Below are 17,710 nucleotides of genomic sequence, written 5' to 3'. Positions count from 1 at the left end.
TGACCATGGCTTCTGCAGTAAGCCCCGAGCGTCACGAAACAGTGGCGCTGGCCTGGACCAAGGCCGCCATCCTCGATTGCCTGGGCCAGGCACGGCAGGCGCTGGAGCGCTTTGCCGGCGAGACGGGCGACCTGTCGATGATGGCTTTCGTGGTCGACAACCTGCACCAGGTGCACGGCTGCCTGCGCATGCTCGAACTGCGCGGCGCCACGCGCCTGGCGGAGGAGCTGGAGCTGTTTGCCAGGGCGTTGGCCGACGGCCAGGTCAGCCCCCGGGGTGATTGCCTGGGCGCATTGTTCCGCGGCCTGGAGCAGTTGCCCTCGTACTTGGAGCGGTTGCGCGGTGCCCGCCACGACCTGCCACTGGTGATGCTGCCGTTGCTCAACCAGCTGCGCGCCTGCCGGGGGGAGGAACCGCTGGCCCAGGCCAGCCTGATGACCGGCGCCGCCCAACGCTTTGCGGGTGACGATGACCTTGCCAACCTCGACCTGTCGCTGGGCAACTGGCGTGATCAACTGCAGGCCGGGTCGGGGCGCGATGCGCTGCGTTCGGTGGTGACTGCACTGTGCGATGACTTGATGCGCATCAAGGAGCGCCTGGACCAGTTCGGGCGCGGCGACCGTCAGCACCGCGAACAGCTCGATGCGCTGCTGGCACCGTTGCGCCACGTGGCTGACACCCTGGCGGTACTGGGCTTTCAGCAACCGCGGCGGGTGATCATCGACCAGGTGCTGGCGTTGCAGGCATTGGCTCAGGGCGAGCGGGCGGTGGACGACGCGGTGTTGATGGATGTGGCGGGGGCCCTGCTGTACGTGGAGGCCTCCCTGAACGGCATGGTCGGCCCTTTGGAGGAAAACGGCCAAGGCAGCCTGCCGGGCTCGGACCTGGCCGAGATACGCCAGCTGGTGCTGAATGAATCGCTGAACGTGTTGCAGCAGGCCAAGGATCTGATCGGCGATTACCTGGAGTCCGACTGGCCGCGGCAACGCCTGCAGCCCTTGCCGGGGCTGTTACAGCAGATCCGCGGGGCATTGGCCATGTTGATGCTGCCGGCCGTGGCCGAGCTGTTTGTCGGCTGCGCAAGCTATGTGCAGCGTTGGTTGCAGCACCTGGAGGAAGAGCCGCCGATTGATGAGCTGACGCACTTGGCCGAGGCACTGAGCGCTGCCGAATGCTACCTGCAATGGCGGACGGCAGACCCGCTGGCCGATGGCCAACCCTTTATCGAGATGGCACGGGCCAGCCTGGCGGCGCTGGGTGTGCAGTGCGCGGTGATCGGGGCCAGCCCAGACCAGGACGGCAATGGCGATGGCATCGATGACGAGCTTCGCCAAGTGTTCCTTGACGAGGCGGGCGAACTGCTGCCGGAAATCGAGCGCCACTGGCTGCGCTGGCGTGCCGACAACCAGCAGCGCGAGGCACTGGGCGAAGTGCGTCGCGCGCTGCATACACTCAAAGGCAGCGGCCGCATGGTCCATGCCGAGGCGGTGGCTGAACTGGCCTGGGGCGCCGAGCACCTGCTGAACCGGGTGCTCGAGGGCCGCAGCGTGCTCACCCCGGAAGGGGTTGTAGCGCTGCAGCAGGTGTTCGTTCACCTGCCTGACTTGCTGGCCGACTTTGCCGCCGGCCAGTTGCCGCAACTGACTGAAATCGAGCAATTGGCCGGGCACCTGCACAGCCTGGCCGAAAACGATGCCCCGACGGCTGCCGGTGTCGATGGCCTCGATCCGCAGTTGCTGGGCATTTTTCGTACCGAGGCGCAGGGCCATCTGGCCAGCCTTGAGGTTTATCTGCAAAGCACCGGTGGCCACGACACGCCGGTCAGTGATGACTTGCAGCGTGCCTTGCACACACTCAAAGGCAGTGCCGCCATGGCCGGTGTGATGCCGGTGGCCGAACTGGCCACTGCCTTCGACCGCCTGGCCCGTGAGTACAAGGGCCATCAACTGCCACTGCAAATGGCCGAAATGGAATGGCTGGAGGCTGCGCGGTCGTTGTTCCATCTGGGCTTGGCGCAACTCGATAGCACGCCCCTGGCCGCCATCCCCGGTGCCGCGGAACTGATCGAGCAGGTTGGCCAGGCCGTGGACCGCCGCCTGGCCAGCCTGCATGAAGACCCGCACCATGCCGGCCGCAGCAAGCGTGATCCGCAGTTGGTCGCCAGCTTCCTGGCCCAGGCCATGGACATCCTGCTCGATGCAGAGACGTTGTTGTCGCGCTGGCAGCAACAGCCCGCCCAGCGCGACGCACTGGATAACCTGCTCGACCAGATGACCACCCTGGGGCACGCCGCGCACCTGGCCGACCTGTGGCAGATGGATGACGTGTGCGAGGCGTTGCTGGACCTGTATGGCGCTGTGGAGGAGGGCAGCCTGCCTGCCGATGCCCGCTTCTTCAGCCAGGCGCAGCGGGCCCATGAAGCCTTGCTGGACATGCTGGACGAAGTGGCGGCCGGGCAGGATATTCCACCGCGCCCGGAGCTGGTCGACAGCCTGCGCAACCTGCTGGACCAGGCCTTGGCGCCAGATGCCACCGGCCTGGTGGGCATCGATACGGTCACACCACTGCACCCGGACATGGACCTGTCCGATACCTTGGGGTTGCCACGCCCGCCGTTGCAACCGCAGGTGGCCGAGCCGCTTGCCGAGGAGCCGGAAAGCCCCGGCGAAGAGCTGCTGGAAGTGTTCCTGGAAGAAAGCTCGGACATCGTCGAGAGCGCCGCGGCGGCCCTGGCGCGCTGGCAGGCCGACCCGCGCAGCAGCGTCGAGGTGGACAACCTGATGCGCGACCTGCACACCCTCAAAGGCGTGGCGCGCATGGTCGAAATCACCCCGATCGGCGACCTGGCCCACGAACTGGAGTTCCTCTACGAGCTGTTGGCTGCGGGTAGATTGCCGCCAAGCGCGCCACTGTTCGCACTGCTGCAGAACTGCCACGACCGGCTGGCGCATATGCTTGACGCCGTGCGCCTGGGGCAGCCGCTGCATGCCGCCACGGCGCTGATCGACTACATTCGCAACTTCAGCAGCGCCGCACTGACAGACACTGCCGCAGGCCAGGGGCCGCCAGAAGCTGCAACCGCCGAAGTTCCGGCAGCAGCACCAGAGCGGGCACCGGGTGACATGGTCAAGGTCGACGCCGAGCTGCTCGACGACCTGGGTAACCTGGCCGGCGAGCACTCGATCATCCGGGGGCGCATCGAGCAGCAGGTCAACGACGCGCAGTTCGCCCTCAACGAGATGGAAACCACACTCGAGCGCATGCGTGATCAGTTGCTGCGTCTGGATGTCGAGACCCAGGGGCGAATCTCCAGCCGGCAGCAGTTCGAAGGCGATGCCTATGACGACTTTGACCCGCTGGAAATGGACCGCCACTCCCAGCTGCAGCAGCTGTCACGGGCCCTCTTCGAGTCTGCCTCGGACCTGCTGGACCTGAAGGAAACCCTGGCTCAGCGTGCTCAGGAGGCCTACAGCCTGCTGCAACAGCAGGCGCGGGTGAACAGCCAGTTGCAGGAGGGCCTGACTGCCACCCTGATGGTGCCGTTCGAGCGCCTGGTGCCGCGCTTGCAGCGCGTGGTGCGGCAGGTGGCCAGCGAGCTGGGCAAGCAGGTGGAACTGGTGGTTGGCAATGCCGAGGGCGAACTGGACCGCAGCGTGCTGGAACGTATGGTGGCGCCGCTGGAGCATATGCTGCGCAACGCCGTTGACCACGGCCTGGAAAGCCGCGCAATGCGCCTGGCCGCCGGCAAGCCGGAGCAGGGTACCATTCACTTGAATTTGCTGCATGAGGGCGCCGATATCGTCATCGAAATGACGGATGATGGTGCTGGCGTGCCACTGGAAGCGGTGCGGCGCAAGGCCATCAAGCGCGGCCTGCTGGACCCGCAGGCGCAGTTGAGTGACCACGAGATCCTGCAGTTCATCCTGCGGCCAGGCTTTTCCACCGCCGAAAAGATTACACAGATTTCCGGGCGTGGGCTGGGCATGGATGTGGTGCACGAGGAGGTCAAGCAACTGGGTGGCTCGATGAGTATCGAGTCGGCGCAGGGCAAGGGGGCGCGTTTCCTGATCCGCCTGCCGTTCACCGTGTCGATCAACCGTGCGCTGATGGTGCACCTGGGCGAAGAGCAATACGCCATTCCGCTCAATACCATCGAGGGCATCGTCCGCGTGCCACCTGCCGAGCTTGCGGCGTGCTACCAGCTGGACTCGCCGCGCTATGTCTATGCCGGCCACGAATACGAGCTGCGCTACCTGGGCGAGTTGCTGCAAGGCCTGCCGCGCCCGGCGCTGCTGGGGCAAAGTGTGCCGTTGCCGGTGCTGCTGGTGCATTCCAAGGAGCAGTCGTTCGCCATCCAGGCCGACAACCTGTCGCCCAGCCGTGAGATCGTGGTGAAAAGCCTGGGGCCGCAGTTTGCCGCGGTTGCCGGGTTATCGGGGGCGACACTGCTGGGCGATGGCCGGGTGGTACTGATTCTTGACCTGCTGGGCCAGCTGCGCGGCCAGCAGCGACGGCTGGCCCGCCTGCCCGGAGGCGGTAGCCAACGCCAGTTGCTTGGCCCGGCACCGCGCCGTGCCTTGCTGGTGATGGTGGTGGACGATTCGGTAACCGTACGCAAGGTTACCAGCCGCCTGCTGGAGCGCCACGGCATGAGCGTGCTCACGGCCAAGGATGGCGTCGATGCCATGGCCCTGCTGGAAGAGCACCGGCCCGACGTGTTGTTGCTGGACATCGAAATGCCGCGCATGGACGGCTTCGAGGTGGCCACACGCATCCGCCGTGACGCACGGTTGAAAGACTTGCCGATCATCATGATCACCTCGCGTACTGGGCAGAAGCACCGGGACCGCGCCATGGCCATCGGCGTCAACGAATACCTGGGCAAGCCGTACCAGGAGTCGCTGCTGTTGCAGAGCATCGCCCATTGGAGCCAGGCCCATGCTTGAACTGATTTCCGGCCAGCGCAGCAGCCTGACCGGGCTGTTGCTACCGTTGGGGGACCGCACGCTGGTGTTGCCCAACGTGGCGGTGGCCGAGTTGAGCGGGCAGCGTAACCTGGTGTGCCAGCATGGCGACCCCGCCTGGCACCTGGGGTGGATTGACTGGCGTCAGCAACGCCTGCCGTTGATCGGTTTCGAGGCCGCGTGCGGTGGTGAGACGCCGTGCGGGGAGCGGGCTCGCGTGGTGGTGCTCAATGCTTTGGGCGATACCGGCTTGCGGTACCTGGCGCTGTTGCTGCAGGACATTCCGCGCTCGTGCAAGCTCGACAGCCAGCTGAACTACGTGGATGTGGCGCTGGGCAGGTTGGAGCTGGCGGCGGTGCAGGTGGGTGAGCAGGTGGCGCGGGTACCGGACCTGGTCGCCTTGGAAAGGCTGGTGCGTGACGCGGATCTGCAACCTGACCTTGGTTAGGATGTGAGGCGCAGGGCCTCTTCGCGGGTAAACCCGCTCCTACAATGGCTGCGCGCTCAGTTGTAGGAGCGGGTTTACCCGCGAAGGGGTCATCATCATCACAACAGGAACCCAGCCCACCTCAGGAGGTCTGTGTTTGCATGTATTACGGTGAACGCTTCAACGCCTGGACCCACCTGGTCGGTGCCGTCCTCGCTGCTATTGGTGCCATCTGGCTGATCGTGGTCGCGGGCCTGCAAGGCGACCCGTGGAAGATCGTCAGCTTCTCCATCTACGGCGGCACGCTGCTGTTGCTGTACAGCATTTCCACCCTGTACCACAGCACCCGTGGGCGGGCGAAAGTGATCATGCGCAAGCTCGACCACCTGTCGATCTATCTGCTGATTGCCGGCAGCTACACGCCGTTTTGCCTGGTCAGCCTGCGCGGCCCTTGGGGATGGAGCCTGTTCGGCGTGGTCTGGGGGCTGGCGATCATCGGCATGTTGCAAGAGATCAAGCCGCGCTCCGAGGCGCGGATCCTGTCGATCATAATCTATGCGGTAATGGGCTGGATCGTGCTGGTGGCAGTCAAGCCACTGCTGAACTCGCTGGGCACTGCAGGCTTCGCCTGGCTGGCTGCCGGCGGCGTGTTCTACACCGTCGGCATCATTTTCTTCGCCTTCGACAGCCGTTTCCGCCACTGGCATGGCATCTGGCACCTGTTCGTCATCGCTGGCAGCCTGATGCACTTCGTGGCGGTGTCGCTCTACGTGCGCTAGTTAAAAGTCGCCCCACAACTGCTGTGCCACCGACAGCGCCACCACCGGCGCGGTCTCGGTGCGCAGCACGCGCGGGCCAAGGCGTGCTGCGTGGAAGCCGGCGGCTTTGGCCTGCTCGACCTCGGCTTCGCTAAGGCCGCCTTCGGGGCCGATCACGAAGGCCAGGGTGGCGGGCTTTTCATGGCTGGTGAGCGGCTCGGCCACCGGGTGCAGGACCAGCTTCAGGTCAGCCTTGGTGCTGCTCAACCATTCGGCCAGGGTCACGGGTGGATGGATGACGGGCAAGGTAGAACGCCCGCATTGTTCACAGGCGCTGATCGCCACTTGGCGCCAGTGGGCCAGGCGCTTGTCGGCGCGCTCGTCTTTCAGGCGCACTTCGCAGCGCTCGCTGACGATCGGGGTGATTTCGTTGGCACCAAGCTCGGTGGCCTTCTGGATCGCCCAGTCCATGCGCTCGCCACGGGAAAGGCCCTGGCCCAGGTGCACATGCAGCGGTGAATCGGCCTGGCCGGCAAAGGCCTGGTCAAGGCTGACGCGGACAGTTTTCTTGCCCACCTCGAGCAACTGACCACGGTATTCCTGGCCGCTGCCATCGAACAGCTGCACGGCGTCGCCGGGTGCCATGCGCAGCACGCGGCCAATGTAATGGGCCTGGGCCTCGGGCAGGTCGTGCTCGCCAAGGCTCAGGGGGGCGTCGATGAAGAAGCGGGACAGTCTCATGGGTTTGCTCGGTAAATAGAGAGACGCAGATCCCCTGTGGGAGCGGGCGTGCCCGCGAATCAGGCGCCGCGGTGCCTGGCAAGGGCTTCGCCCTTGTTCGCGGGCTCGCCCGCTCCCACAGGAAAAGTGGTGTGGCGAATTGCCGGGCCTAGCCCGGGTCGCGGAAGTCGGGGTGGAAGTTGGCCGGTACTGCGACACTGACGCTGTCGCGGGTGGCGATATCGATGCCTTCGCTGGCCACTTCGGCAAGGAAGTCGATCTGCTCGGGGGTGATCACGTACGGCGGCAGGAAGTACACCACGCTGCCCAGCGGTCGCAGCAGGGCGCCGCGGGTCAGGGCGTGCTCGAACACCTTCAGGCCACGGCGCTCCTGCCAGGGATAGGCAAGCTTGCCTGCCTTGTCTTGCACCATTTCGATGGCCAGGGCCATGCCAGTCTGGCGTATTTCGGCAACATGAGCATGATCGGCCAAATGTGCAGTGGCTGTGGCCATGCGCGTGGCCAGGGCCTTGTTGGCCTCGATCACGTTGTCCTGCTCGAAGATATCCAGGGTCGCCAGCGCTGCAGCGCACGCCAGCGGGTTGCCGGTGTAGCTGTGCGAGTGCAGGAATGCGCGCAGTGTCGGGTAATCGTCATAGAACGCCTGGTACACCTTGTCGGTGGTCAGGCAGGCGGCCAGCGGCAGGTAGCCGCCGGTCAGGGCCTTGGACAGGCACAGGAAATCCGGGCGGATGCCGGCTTGCTCGCAGGCGAACATCGTGCCGGTGCGGCCGAAGCCCACGGCGATCTCGTCGTGGATAAGGTGCACGTCGTAACGGTCGCAGGCCTCGCGCAACAACTTGAGGTACACCGGGTGGTACATGCGCATGCCACCGGCACCCTGGATCAGCGGCTCGACGATCACGGCGCTGATCGAGGCGTGGTGTTCGGCCAGGGTCTGCTCCATGGCCTGGAACATGTTGCGCGAGTGCTCTTCCCAGCTCATGCCCTCGGGGCGCAGGTAGCAGTCAGGGCTTGGCACCTTGAGGGTGTCGAGCAGCAGCGCCTTGTAGGTTTCGGTGAACAGCGGCACATCACCCACCGACATGGCGGCAATGGTTTCGCCATGGTAGCTGTTGGTCAGGGTGACGAAGCGCTTCTTGTCCGGTTTGCCGATGTTCTGCCAGTAGTGGAAGCTCATCTTCAGCGCCACCTCGATGCACGACGAGCCATTGTCGGCATAGAACACCCGGTCGAGACCGGCCGGGGTCATGGCGACCAGGCGCTCGGACAGCTCGATCACTGGCTGATGACTGAAACCGGCCAGGATCACGTGCTCGAGCTGGTCGACCTGGTCCTTGATGCGCTGGTTGATGCGCGGGTTGGCATGGCCGAAGACGTTGACCCACCAACTGCTCACCGCATCCAGATAGCGTTTGCCCTCGAAGTCTTCCAGCCACACGCCTTCGCCGCGCTTGATCGGGATCAGCGGCAGCTGCTCGTGGTCTTTCATCTGGGTACAGGGGTGCCACAGGACCTTGAGGTCGCGTTGCATCCACTGATCATTGAGGCCCATGGGCACTTCTCCTGGCTTTGCGGCGTGGTTCGACCGCGTAAGCCTAAGCAATGCCGCAGGGCAGGACAACCGCTGCCGTTCAATGGCGGTGGGTGCCGGTCCATTCCAGCTTGCGGATATGCACGGTGCCGGCGTGCGAGGTGGAGATGGTCAGGCGCCGAAAGGGGCCGTCAATCACCTGGTAGTAGGGGTGTGTAGCGATCGGGCCCGGGCGAGCGTCCCGGAAGCCGCTACCTTCGAGGGTGAGCCAGTAAAAAATGCGAGGGGATGGCGCAACCAGGTCATAGTCGATGTTCTCGGCATCGAACAACATGTGCAGGTCTTCGCTCAGAAAGTCGCTGACTACGTAGTATTCCAGCCGCAGGGACTCGACCTCTTGAGCGAACGCAATCGAAATTTCGCTGTGTTCACCAATGACCAGCTCGGTACCGTCCTCGCCCTTGAAGGCTTCGTGAAAGCCGATCCAGGACGTGCTGCTGGCGTGGAAGCTCAGGCCTGAGGCTGTGCGAAGTGTCTGCCTGTGTAACAGAAGCTGCCGCTCCACTTGGTTGAAACGCTCCTCGAAGATCATGCGCAGCCCCCCCCTGGCGGGCTTTTGGCCATCTTCGCCAGCTTCGTCTACCACCCTGTGACATGGCTACTGGCAAAAATGTCAGTTGCCAAAAGGACTTGATGTCACTGCGCTGGCAGGGTGCTCGGACCTGACGTATTCTTAACGCATCTTCCTGGGGCATTCCTGCCTCTCCCCGTTTCTGTAACCTCTGACTCGGAGTTCGCCGACATGGCTGCTGCTTGGGTGCGCCTGTGCGCGTTGGTATTGATTGGTGTGTCCAGCGGCGCTGCGCTGGCAAAAGACAAGACGCCCACGGCGATTGTCGTGGGGGGTGGCCTGGCAGGCCTGACGGCAGCATACGAGCTGCAGAACAAAGGCTGGCAGGTGACCCTGCTGGAGGCCAAGGCGGGCATGGGCGGGCGTTCGGGCCTGGCCACCAGCGAGTGGATCGGCAACGCCAAGGCACAGCCGGTGCTCAACCAGTACCTCGACCGTTTCAAGCTTGAAACACTGCCGGCGCCCGAGTTCGTGCGTACCCCGGGTTACCTGATCGACGGCGAGTACTTCAGCGCCAGCGACCTGGCCACCAAGCAACCGGCCACTGCCGAGGCGCTCAAGCGTTACGAGAAAACCCTCGATGACCTGGCCCGCTCGATCGATGACCCGCTGAACCCGCAGGCAACCAGCACGCTGTTCGCCCTCGACCAGATCAACGTATCCACCTGGCTGGACAAACTGCAACTGCCGGCCACCGCCCGTCAGTTGATCAATCAGCAGATCCGCACCCGCTACGATGAACCGTCGCGCCTGTCGCTGCTGTACTTCGCCCAGCAGAACCGCGTCTACCGCGGCGTCAGCGACCGCGACCTGCGCGCTGCGCGCCTGCCCGGTGGCAGCCCGGTGCTGGCCCAGGCTTTCGTCAAGCAGCTGAAAACCATCAAGACCAACTCGCCGGTTACCGCCATTGTCCAGGACAAGGATAGTGTCACGGTAAAAGTCGGCAGCGTCGGCTACAAGGCGGACTATCTGGTCATGGCTGTGCCCCTGCGCGCGCTGGCCAAGATTCAGATGACCCCTGGCCTGGACAGCCAGCACCTGGCGGCGCTCAAGGGCACCAACTATGGTTGGCGCGACCAGATCATGCTCAAGTTCAAGAAACCCGTATGGGAAAGCCGTGCACGCATGTCGGGCGAAATCTACAGTAACGCCGGCCTCGGCATGCTGTGGGTCGAGCCGGCGCTCAAGGGTGGTGCCAATGTGGTGATCAACCTGTCCGGCGATAACGCTCGCCTGCTGCAGGCCTTTGGTGAAAAGCAGATGGTCGACCAGGTGCTGATCCGTCTGCATGCGTTCTACCCCCAGGCCCGTGGCGCGTTCACCGGTTACGAGGTCAAGCGATACAGTGCTGATGCTGGCACGGGTGGTGCCTACCTGGCCTACGGCCCAGGGCAGATCAGTAAATACTGGCGCCTGTGGGAACGTCCGGTGCAGCGCATGACCTTTGCCGGTGAGCACACGGATGCCCTGTACCCGGGCACCCTGGAAGGCGCCCTGCGCAGTGGCCAACGTGCGGCCAGCCAGGCACAGGACCTGTTGGCCGGCAAGTCGTTCGACCCGGCCAAGGCGCTGCCGGTTGCGGCGGCGGCAGGTGCGGCGGCCGCCAAGGAGAGCAAGGGCGGCTTCTTCTCCAATATGTTCGGCGGTTCGTCCGACAAGGGCGACAAAACTGACAAGGCGCCGGCCAAAGCTGAGCCCAAGCAGGCCGAAGAGGCCAAGCAGGACACGCAGGACAAGCCAGGCTTCTTCAAGCGCCTGTTTGGCGGGGCGCAAGCGCCAGAGGCGAAGGTTGAGCCAATTGCCAAGGCTGAGGAAGTGGCGCCTGCACCTGCGCCCGCTCCACAGGCAGCTCCGGCTCCTGCAGCACCTGCGCCTGTGGCCAAGGAAACGGCTGCCAAGCCTGCGGCAACCAAAGCCGCTCCCGCCAAGCATGCGCCCGCGCACAAGCCAGCCCACAAGCCAGCCCACAAGCCTGCCGAGACGAAGAAGGCGACAGCCAAGTCGGAGCCTGCGAAGAAGGCTGTAACCAATACCCAGGCCAAGGCGGGCTGATCGATCGACAGTGCCGGCCTGTTCGCCTGAGGGCCGGCACTGCAACCCCAACTCTCCTACTATCGTTAATGTTTTCTTAATGGTCAGCTAACAGAATAAATATCGGATTCCTCGATAATCCGAAGCAATTTTTTCCGCTTTTCTTCGATACGTTACGCGTTAGTCTGTGCATAGCTTTCACGGGGAAACACGCAACATGCAACTGCGCAATTCACCTTCTCGCTACGGCGTGGTCAGCATCATCCTGCACTGGGGCGTGGCGCTGGCAGTTTTCGGCCTGTTCGGCCTGGGCTTGTGGATGGTCGGCCTCGACTACTACAGCCCTTGGCGCAAAGCTGGCCCGGACCTGCACAAGAGCATCGGCCTGGTGCTGCTGGCGGTGATGCTGCTGCGGGTAGTCTGGCGTTTCATCAGCCCGCCACCACCGGCACCAACCAACCATGGTGCGGTCACACGCCTGGCGGCCACGCTGGGCCACCTGGCCCTGTACCTTGGGCTGTTTGCGGTGATGGTTGCCGGTTACCTGATTTCCACCGCCGACGGCGTCGGCATTCCGGTGTTCGGCCTGTTCGAAGTGCCGGCACTGATCAGCGACCTGCCTGACCAGGCAGATGTGGCGGGTGTGGTTCATTTGTGGCTGGCTTGGGGGCTGGTGATTTTTGCCGTGCTGCATGCCCTTGCCGCGCTCAAGCATCATTTCATCGACCGTGACGCGACCCTGACTCGCATGCTGGGCCGCAAAGCTTGACTCTCAACCTCAATTACACAGGAAGGAACAGGATGTTGAAAAAGACTTTTGCCGCTCTGGCGCTCGGTACCGCTCTGCTCTCTGCTGGCCAGGCCATGGCTGCCGAGTACAAGATCGACAAGGAAGGCCAGCACGCGTTCGTTGACTGGAAAATCAGCCACCTGGGCTACAGCTTCATCCACGGTACTTTCAAGGATTTCGACGGCAGCTTCACCTGGGACAGTGCCAAGCCTGAAGCCAGCAAGATCAGCGTCGACTTGAAAACTGCCAGCCTGTGGTCGAACCACGCCGAGCGTGACAAGCACATCGCCAGCGCCGACTTCCTCGACGTGAAGAAGTACCCGGACGCCAAATTCGTCTCCACCAGCGTCAAGTCGACTGGCGACAAGACGGCTGACGTGACTGGCGACCTGACCATGCACGGTGTCACCAAACCGGTGACGTTCAAGGCTACCTTCAACGGTGAAGGCAAGGACCCATGGGGTGGTGAGCGCGCAGGCTTCAACGCCACCACGACGCTGAACCTGAACGACTTCGGCATCAAAGGCCCAGGTGCTACCTCGCAGACCCTGGACCTGGATATCAGTGTCGAAGGTGTGAAGCAGAAGTAATTTCTGCCAGCTGAAAACCGAGGGGGCCGCTTTGCGGCCCTATCACGACACAAGGCCGCTCCTGCAGAGATCAAGAAATTCTCTGCAGGCGCGGCCTTGTGTCGTGATAGGGCTGCGAAGCAGCCCCCTCGGTACTTCTATCAGCCCTTGCGGGTCAGCAGCGCTGGGCGCTCACCGCGTGGGCGGCTTGGCAGGTCATCCAGTTGCTCAGGCGTCGGGAAACGGTCCAGTTTGGACTCCTTGCGAATGATCACTGGCTGTTTTTCCGGCTGACGCGGGTTGCGCACAGCCGGCTCTTGCCGGGCAGCATCGTCACGCGCAGGGCGACCACGGCCACCGCCGCCATCACGACGGGCACCGCCACCGTTGTTGGCGCGGGGCGGGCGTTTTTCTCCGCCACCACTGCGTGGCTGGCCGCCATTGCGGGCTTGGCCCTGGCCGCCAGCGTTGCTGCGTTGGCCATTGCCTTGCCCCTGACCTTGGCCAGCACCACCCGGGCGGCGGTTGCGGCCCTGGTTCTTGCCCTGGTACGGACTGACATAGTCGGCGCGGTTACCGAAGTTATCGAGCTCGTCGTCCAGGAATTCTTCCGGGTCGCGGTCTGCCGGCGGCTTCGGAACACTGTTACTGCTGGCCTGCTGCGGGCGTGGTTTCTTGTCACGCGGCTTGCGCGGTTGCTGCTTGTCGCCGCTCTTTTCCTTGTCGTCCGGCTTGGCCGCAGCTTGCTGCCTGGCTTTGCCTTTGTCCTTGCCTTTGTCCTTGCGGCCGCCGTTGCTGTCTTTAGCACCTTCGCCACGGGCTTGCTGGTTGCGGCCGCCGCGGCCGTTGTTCTGCGGGCGCTCGCGTGCTTCAGGCTTCTCGGCTTCTACCTGGCTGGCGTCGAAGCCCGTCAGGTCGCCATCCGCGATGCGCTGCTTGGTCACCCGCTCGATGCTCTTGAGCAGCTTTTCTTCATCTGGTGCGACCAGGGAAATTGCTTCGCCCGAACGACCGGCACGGCCGGTACGGCCAATGCGGTGGACGTAGTCCTCCTCGACATTCGGCAGCTCGAAGTTGACAACGTGGGGCAACTGGTCGATGTCCAGGCCGCGGGCAGCGATGTCGGTGGCGACCAGTACGCGCACGCTGTTGGCCTTGAAGTCGGCCAAAGCCTTGGTGCGGGCGTTCTGGCTCTTGTTGCCGTGGATCGCGGCGGCGGTCAGGCCTTGCTTTTCCAGGTACTCGGCCAGGCGGTTGGCACCATGCTTGGTTCGGGTGAACACCAACACCTGTTCCCAGGCGCCCAGGGTGATCAAGTGCGCCAGCAGGGCACGCTTGTGGCTGGCAGGCAGGCGATACACCCGCTGCTCGATACGCTCGACGGTGGTGTTCGGCGGGGTGACCTCGATACGCTCCGGGTTGTGCAGGAGCTTGTCGGCGAGGTCGGTGATGTCCTTGGAGAAGGTGGCCGAGAAGAGCAGGTTCTGGCGTTTGGCCGGCAGGCGGGCGAGGACCTTCTTGACGTCGTGGATGAAGCCCATGTCGAGCATGCGATCGGCTTCATCAAGTACCAGGATTTCCACGTGGGCCAGGTCGACCTTGCCTTGGCCGGCCAGGTCGAGCAGGCGGCCTGGGCAGGCGACCAGCACATCAACGCCTTTGGCAATGGCCTGGATCTGCGGGTTCATGCCGACGCCGCCGAAGATGCAGGCGCTGACCAGTGGCAGGTCACGGGCATAGACCTTGAAACTGTCATGCACCTGGGCTGCCAGTTCGCGGGTCGGTGTCAGGACCAGCACGCGAGGCTGGCGTGGGCCGTGGCGCTGCGATTTGTCGGGATGGCCGGCCGGGAACAGGCGCTCGAGAATCGGCAGGGCAAAGCCGCCGGTTTTACCCGTACCTGTCTGTGCGGCAACCATCAGGTCGCGGCCTTGCAACACGGCGGGAATTGCCCGCTGTTGCACGGGGGTCGGCTGGGTGTAGCCCGCAGCCTCGATAGCGCGGACAAGAGCCTCGGAGAGACCGAGGGAAGCAAAGGACATGGGCGATCCTGTTCTCGTGTGGGCTGGGCCCGTTGGGATGTTCTGCCTGGCGCGACGGGCATCGGTGAAATGCGATCGCGTCCGGTCCAGCTGGGCTTTCACTGCACATCCGGGAAACGGAGGCTGGACGCGAAGGGGCGTCGGTACCGATCGGGATGCCTGTTGCGAGGCCGAGCGTCCGGGCGTGAGCCGGGCGGGAAGGCCCGAGTATAACAGAGCTATCGCGCTGTGCTGCTTTCCTGCTGCTCAACGGCGTTGAGAATGTTTCCAGTGTCGCTTGTATAACGGTTGCTGATCGCTGCATAGGCCGGCTCCTGCTTGAACCGCTGCAGCTCTTCGGCAAAGGCCACGGCCAGTGCCTCGCGCCCAGGCTTGCGCACCAGGCCTAAATACTGCGCCTGGCGGCTGACTACCAGCGGCAGTTCTTCGACTTGCTGTTGCAGGCCGAGCTGGCGGAGCAGGTAATGCCCGACCCTGCGGTCGGTGATCGCCAGGTCGATACGGCCCAGCACCAGCTTGCCGAAGTTGGCTTCGTGGGTGGGTGCGGCTTCGCGCTTGAAGTGTGGGGCCTCGGTGAACGCTTTACCGTAGGCGTAGCCGGGCGATGTGCCGACGGTGAGGCCGGCGAGGTCGTCCAGGTGGGTGACGGCATGGCGGCGCGAGCGGCTTTGGAACAGGACGAATTCGACCTCCGACATGGGTTCGGAGCCATACACCATGTAGGGTTGGCGCGCGTCCGTCTGGAAGATGTCGAGAATGCCATCGGCCAGGCCCTGCTCAGCCATCGCCAAGCAGCGCTTCCAAGGCAGGAATTGCCACTCCACCTCGACGCCGAGGCGTGCGAAGACCTGGCTGGCGACTTCATAGTCGATGCCGCGCGGTTGGCCGTTGTGCTGAAACACATAAGGTGCCCAGTCGTCGGTTACCAGGCGCAAGCGTTCGCCCAGAGCCAACGGGCTCAGGCAAACGAGCAGCAGGATCCAGAACAGACGGGCGATATGTGGCATGGCCGGAGATTACGCGCTCGGCCGGTGTACGGTAAAGGCATGCATTATCGATGTGGGAGCGGGCGTGCCCGCGAACACCGGCGAAGCCGGTGTCAACGATCGGGTTGCTCTCTTCGCGGGCACGCCCGCTCCCACAAGACCGCGCAAGGCAATGAGTTTTGCGGGCACATCAGGCTTGGGTGGATCGCAGCAGATGCGCCTCGATATCCTTGCGCCGCTCGCCCAGCGATAGCCGTAGCCCCGGATGGCGCAGGCACTGACGCAGCCGCTCGGGCTCCACGTGGCCGTAGCGGTCATTGAGGTTTTCCAGGGCTTTGTCCCACCAGGCAGACGCACAGGCGCGATCGAACTCATTGGGGTAGGGGTAGCAGCCATAGAGCAATTCGCGGGCGAACTGGCGCTCGTGACTGGGCAGGGTCAGGCTCAACGCCTTGTAACCCAGGCGGTGCAGAGTGGGTGGCCGCGGCAGTTGGTCGTTGACCAGCGCAACGTCGGCCAAGGCCGAGGGGCTGAGTGGGTCGTGCTCGTGCTTGCGCAGCCAGGCCTGGATCTTGGCGCGGAACTGCGCCTTCCGGCTCCAGTAGTGATGAATGACATCGGTACACTCGGCCAGCTCCAGGTTGCGGTAGGCCGCTACTGCCAGGCAGAACTCCTCAAGGGTATAGGCCTCCCGAGCCAAGGGGTAGAATTCGTCCATCATGGCGATGGAGCGGTCCAGGGTGTCGCAGTTCTCGGCAGTGAGGCCGATAACGCCGGAATTGACGAGCGGCATCTGGCAGTCGGCCAGTCCCCGGGACTCGAGAATGGCCAGCAGGTTCTTGTACAACAGGCACTTCTGGTCAGCGCCGTAGCGCGTGCCGATGGCGTTGCACAGCAGGCGGTTGGGCGTCACACGGGCGAACAGATGCATCGGCGAAGTGCGGAAGAAGGTGTCGGTGTCGATCAGCACTGCCAGCGGGTGTTGCTGCAGTACCTGGCGCAGCAGCACATGCTTGCTGCGAAAGTGATAACCGTGCGGGGCATTCCATGCCTGGCGCGTGGCCTCGTCCAGCAGGTGGACGGTGACGGGCAGCCTGGCGTAGGGCTGCGCATTGTCGGTGTAGACCTGGATGTCCATGGCCTCGCCGGCTGCGCTGCCTAGCTGGGCGAGGGCGCTGACGATGCTGAAGCAGGCTTCCTGATGGTAGGTTGCCGGGCCAAAAGCCAGGTATACAAGCTGTGGGCGCGAAGGTTGGGTGTGCTGCATGGCAGGCAAGACCTGTTTAACCCGAAAATGAATAAGGCTTTAGTCTATGACCAAAGCCTTAATCATTTCTTAAGCAGACTTTGCCAAAAGATTTCAGCGCGGCAGCTTCAGGTTGTTCCAGATCGCCAGGCTCGGTTCGGCCTGGTTCAAGGTATAGAAGTGCAGGCCCGGCGCGCCGCCTTGCAACAGCTGTTCGCACATGCGGGTAATCACTTCTTCGCCGAACGCCTGGATGCTGGCGGTGTCGTCGGCATAGGCTTCCAGCTGCTTGCGGATCCAGCGCGGGATCTCGGCACCACAGGCATCGGAGAAGCGGGCCAGCTTGCTGTAGTTGGTGATCGGCATGATGCCCGGTACCACCGGAATCTCCACGCCCAGCTTCTGTGCACGCTCGACGAAGTAGAAGTAGCTGTCGGCGTTGAAGAAGTACTGGGTGATGGCGCTGTCGGCACCGGCCTTGACCTTGTGCACAAAGTTGGCCAGATCCGCCTCGAAGTTGCGCGCCTGCGGGTGCATTTCCGGGTAGGCAGCCACTTCCAGGTGGAAGTGATCAGCGGTTTCCTGGCGGATGAACTCGACCAGGTCACTGGCATAGCGCAGTTCACCACTGGCCATGCCCATGCCCGACGGCAGGTCACCACGCAGCGCGACAATGCGTTTGATGCCGGCGGCCTTGTACTCGGCCAGCAGGGCGCGCAATTCGGCCTTGGTGTCGCCCACGCACGACAGGTGCGGCGCGGCAGGTATCTTCACTTCGCTTTCCAGCTGCAGCACGGTATTGAGCGTGCGGTCGCGGGTCGAGCCACCGGCACCGTAGGTGCAGGAGAAGAAGTCCGGGTTATAGGTGGCCAGCTGGCGGGCGACGCCCATCAGCTTTTCGTGACCGGCATCGGTCTTGGTCGGGAAGAACTCGAAACTGTAGCGGCGTTCTTGTGACATCAGGCGTTCCTCTGGCAACAAGCGTCTGGCG

13 protein-coding genes are annotated in these 17,710 nt (G+C 63.7%); 6 read left to right on the top strand and 7 right to left on the bottom strand.

What is annotated here, in order from left to right; genetic code table 11:
* Positions 1-5: 5 nt before the first annotated feature.
* The 3 genes from AC3RCM_RS25360 to trhA all read left to right on the top strand — a co-directional run bounded on the left by AC3RCM_RS25360 (position 6) and on the right by trhA (position 6,170).
* On the top strand, positions 6-4,946 hold the full coding sequence (locus AC3RCM_RS25360) for a hybrid sensor histidine kinase/response regulator (RefSeq protein ID WP_492629248.1): 4,941 nt from the start codon (positions 6-8) through the stop codon (positions 4,944-4,946).
* Complete coding sequence (locus AC3RCM_RS25355; RefSeq protein ID WP_003249336.1) at positions 4,939-5,412, top strand: chemotaxis protein CheW; 474 nt, start codon at positions 4,939-4,941, stop codon at positions 5,410-5,412. The genes AC3RCM_RS25360 and AC3RCM_RS25355 overlap by 8 nt, the downstream gene beginning before the upstream one ends.
* Positions 5,413-5,552: 140 nt before the next feature.
* Positions 5,553-6,170, top strand: a complete 618-nt coding sequence (gene trhA, locus AC3RCM_RS25350) for a PAQR family membrane homeostasis protein TrhA (RefSeq protein ID WP_019436736.1) — start codon at positions 5,553-5,555, stop codon at positions 6,168-6,170.
* Here trhA and AC3RCM_RS25345 read toward each other — a convergent pair whose 3' ends face one another.
* The 3 genes from AC3RCM_RS25345 to AC3RCM_RS25335 all read right to left on the bottom strand — a co-directional run bounded on the left by AC3RCM_RS25345 (position 6,171) and on the right by AC3RCM_RS25335 (position 9,016).
* Complete coding sequence (locus AC3RCM_RS25345) at positions 6,171-6,890, bottom strand: 16S rRNA (uracil(1498)-N(3))-methyltransferase (protein WP_019436737.1); 720 nt, start codon at positions 6,888-6,890, stop codon at positions 6,171-6,173. It abuts the gene before it with no gap.
* A gap of 148 nt (positions 6,891-7,038) precedes the next feature.
* Positions 7,039-8,445 (bottom strand): adenosylmethionine--8-amino-7-oxononanoate transaminase, encoded by a 1,407-nt coding sequence (locus AC3RCM_RS25340; protein WP_010955554.1) that lies wholly within the window; start codon positions 8,443-8,445, stop codon positions 7,039-7,041.
* A gap of 79 nt (positions 8,446-8,524) precedes the next feature.
* Positions 8,525-9,016 carry a hypothetical protein gene (locus AC3RCM_RS25335; RefSeq protein WP_003249344.1) on the bottom strand — a complete coding sequence of 164 codons (492 nt, stop codon included), beginning with the start codon at positions 9,014-9,016 and terminating at the stop codon, positions 8,525-8,527.
* A gap of 210 nt (positions 9,017-9,226) precedes the next feature.
* On the opposite strand from AC3RCM_RS25335, the gene AC3RCM_RS25330 reads away from it, so the two are divergent.
* The 3 genes from AC3RCM_RS25330 to AC3RCM_RS25320 all read left to right on the top strand — a co-directional run bounded on the left by AC3RCM_RS25330 (position 9,227) and on the right by AC3RCM_RS25320 (position 12,466).
* Positions 9,227-11,107, top strand: a complete 1,881-nt coding sequence (locus AC3RCM_RS25330) for a flavin monoamine oxidase family protein (RefSeq protein ID WP_492629247.1) — start codon at positions 9,227-9,229, stop codon at positions 11,105-11,107.
* A gap of 196 nt (positions 11,108-11,303) precedes the next feature.
* Positions 11,304-11,855 (top strand): cytochrome b, encoded by a 552-nt coding sequence (locus AC3RCM_RS25325; RefSeq protein ID WP_104962680.1) that lies wholly within the window; start codon positions 11,304-11,306, stop codon positions 11,853-11,855.
* Positions 11,856-11,887: 32 nt separating this feature from the next.
* Positions 11,888-12,466, top strand: a complete 579-nt coding sequence (locus tag AC3RCM_RS25320) for a YceI family protein (protein ID WP_020191536.1) — start codon at positions 11,888-11,890, stop codon at positions 12,464-12,466.
* A gap of 140 nt (positions 12,467-12,606) precedes the next feature.
* Here the strand turns inward: AC3RCM_RS25320 and rhlE2 are convergent, their stop codons facing one another.
* From rhlE2 to metF, 4 genes are all read right to left on the bottom strand, one after another.
* Positions 12,607-14,487 carry an RNA helicase RhlE2 gene (rhlE2, locus tag AC3RCM_RS25315; RefSeq protein ID WP_492629246.1) on the bottom strand — a complete coding sequence of 627 codons (1,881 nt, stop codon included), beginning with the start codon at positions 14,485-14,487 and terminating at the stop codon, positions 12,607-12,609.
* A gap of 218 nt (positions 14,488-14,705) precedes the next feature.
* A complete protein-coding gene (locus AC3RCM_RS25310; protein ID WP_012053904.1) occupies positions 14,706-15,494 on the bottom strand; it encodes a substrate-binding periplasmic protein in 789 nt (262 codons plus the stop codon).
* A 169-nt stretch (positions 15,495-15,663) separates the two neighbouring features.
* The gene (locus AC3RCM_RS25305) at positions 15,664-16,740 is read right to left on the bottom strand and encodes a hypothetical protein (RefSeq protein ID WP_198747159.1); all 1,077 of its coding nucleotides are present in this window, start codon (positions 16,738-16,740) and stop codon (positions 15,664-15,666) included.
* 93 nt (positions 16,741-16,833) lie between these two features.
* Positions 16,834-17,679 carry a methylenetetrahydrofolate reductase [NAD(P)H] gene (metF, locus tag AC3RCM_RS25300; protein ID WP_020191829.1) on the bottom strand — a complete coding sequence of 282 codons (846 nt, stop codon included), beginning with the start codon at positions 17,677-17,679 and terminating at the stop codon, positions 16,834-16,836.
* Positions 17,680-17,710 lie beyond the last annotated feature (31 nt).

Source organism: Pseudomonas sp. GW823-FHT05G12 (assembly GCF_058795575.1).
The sequence above is the reverse complement of the archived record's forward strand: the minus strand, read 5'-3'. Positions and strand labels throughout refer to the sequence as shown.

Excerpts from the sequence above, each read along its gene's own strand:
- AC3RCM_RS25305 (WP_198747159.1), bottom strand. The coding sequence starts at position 16,740 with ATGCAGCACACCCAACCTTCGCGCCCACAGCTTGTATACCTGGCTTTT.
- AC3RCM_RS25330 (WP_492629247.1), top strand. The coding sequence starts at position 9,227 with ATGGCTGCTGCTTGGGTGCGCCTGTGCGCGTTGGTATTGATTGGTGTG.
- AC3RCM_RS25310 (WP_012053904.1), bottom strand. The coding sequence starts at position 15,494 with ATGCCACATATCGCCCGTCTGTTCTGGATCCTGCTGCTCGTTTGCCTG.
- AC3RCM_RS25320 (WP_020191536.1), top strand. The coding sequence starts at position 11,888 with ATGTTGAAAAAGACTTTTGCCGCTCTGGCGCTCGGTACCGCTCTGCTC.
- AC3RCM_RS25345 (WP_019436737.1), bottom strand. The coding sequence starts at position 6,890 with ATGAGACTGTCCCGCTTCTTCATCGACGCCCCCCTGAGCCTTGGCGAG.
- AC3RCM_RS25325 (WP_104962680.1), top strand. The coding sequence starts at position 11,304 with ATGCAACTGCGCAATTCACCTTCTCGCTACGGCGTGGTCAGCATCATC.
- AC3RCM_RS25335 (WP_003249344.1), bottom strand. The coding sequence starts at position 9,016 with ATGATCTTCGAGGAGCGTTTCAACCAAGTGGAGCGGCAGCTTCTGTTA.
- AC3RCM_RS25360 (WP_492629248.1), top strand. The coding sequence starts at position 6 with ATGGCTTCTGCAGTAAGCCCCGAGCGTCACGAAACAGTGGCGCTGGCC.
- AC3RCM_RS25355 (WP_003249336.1), top strand. The coding sequence starts at position 4,939 with ATGCTTGAACTGATTTCCGGCCAGCGCAGCAGCCTGACCGGGCTGTTG.
- AC3RCM_RS25340 (WP_010955554.1), bottom strand. The coding sequence starts at position 8,445 with ATGGGCCTCAATGATCAGTGGATGCAACGCGACCTCAAGGTCCTGTGG.
- metF (WP_020191829.1), bottom strand. The coding sequence starts at position 17,679 with ATGTCACAAGAACGCCGCTACAGTTTCGAGTTCTTCCCGACCAAGACC.
- rhlE2 (WP_492629246.1), bottom strand. The coding sequence starts at position 14,487 with ATGTCCTTTGCTTCCCTCGGTCTCTCCGAGGCTCTTGTCCGCGCTATC.
- trhA (WP_019436736.1), top strand. The coding sequence starts at position 5,553 with ATGTATTACGGTGAACGCTTCAACGCCTGGACCCACCTGGTCGGTGCC.